At 66.5% G+C, this 874-nt stretch carries 1 protein-coding gene; it reads left to right on the plus strand.

The features are described from left to right. Positions 1-874 (plus strand): IS630 family transposase (locus NBW84_RS07475; protein WP_250282982.1); only part of this gene is annotated, 874 nt, incomplete at both ends.

The raw sequence follows: 874 nt of genomic DNA on the forward strand, positions 1-874 counted from the left end.
GACCGGTTGGAGGGGCTGTCGGACGAGCCGCGGCCGGGCCGGCCGCGCACCGTGTCCGACGTGAAGGTCGACGAGGTCATCACCAGGACGCTGGAGGAGAAACCGGCCAACGGCGACACCCACTGGTCGAGCCGGTCGATGGCCCGGGCATCGGGACTGTCGCAGTCGACGGTCTCGCGGATGTGGCGGGCGTTCGGGCTCAAACCGCACCTGGTCGAGACGTGGAAGCTCTCGACCGACCCGCAGTTCGTGGAGAAGGTCCGGGATGTCGTCGGCGTCTACCTCGACCCTCCCGAGAAAGCGATCGTGCTGTGCGTCGACGAGAAGTCGCAGATCCAGGCCCTGGACCGCACCGCGCCGGTCCTGCCGCTGATGCCGGGCACGCCGGAGCGGATGACCCACGACTACGTCCGCAACGGCACCACCAGCCTGTTCGCCGCGCTCGACCCGACGTCCGGGGCGGTGATCGCCCAGCACTACCGGCGCCACCGCGCCCAGGAGTTCTTGCGGTTCCTCAAACTGATCGACGCCTCGGTACCGACCAGCTACGACCTGCACCTGATCCTGGACAACTACGCCACCCACAAGACCCCGGCAGTGAAGAAGTGGCTGCTGCGCCACCCCAGGTTCCACCTGCACTTCACCCCCACCTCGTCCTCGTGGATGAACCTCGTCGAACGCTGGTTCGCCGAGCTGACCACCCGCAAGCTGCGCCGTTCGACGCACCGCTCCGTCGTCGAACTCGAAGCCGACATCCGCAAGTGGACCAACGCCTGGAACAAGGACCCGAAGCCGTTCATCTGGACCAAGACCGCCGACCAAATCCTCAAGACCCTCGCCGCCTACTGCGAACGAATTAACGACTCGGGACACT

Origin of the sequence: Protofrankia sp. CiP1_Cm_nod2 (genome assembly GCF_920664355.1) — a bacterium.
Lineage (GTDB): Bacteria > Actinomycetota > Actinomycetes > Frankiales > Frankiaceae > Protofrankia.